General features: G+C 62.1%; 1 pseudogene. It reads right to left on the bottom strand.

The annotated features are described in order from the left end of the window. Positions 1-269, bottom strand: a pseudogene (locus SB772_RS41465) (MFS transporter); the annotation flags it as partial.

The following is a 269-nucleotide window of genomic DNA, read 5'->3' as shown; positions in this document are numbered from 1 at the left end:
CCATCAACACGGATCCGGACACGGTCAGGGGCAACGGACCCACCTTGTCGAAAATCCGTCCGATGACCGGGCCCAGCAACCCCATGGCCAGGCCGCCCGGCAACAGCGCCAATCCGGTCTCCATCGGCTGCAAGTGCAGGGTGTTTTGCAGGTAGAGGGGCAGCAGGATGACGCCTCCGAAGAGGGCCATCATGGCAACCACCATCAGCAGCGTTGACACTGTGAACATGCGGAACTTAAAGGCGCGAAGATCCAACAGCGGCGCGTCC

Source organism: Paraburkholderia sp. SIMBA_030 (genome assembly GCF_046535245.1).
GTDB lineage: Bacteria > Pseudomonadota > Gammaproteobacteria > Burkholderiales > Burkholderiaceae > Paraburkholderia.
Note: the sequence above shows the minus strand (reverse complement) of the source record. Positions and strands in the feature narration are given on the sequence as shown.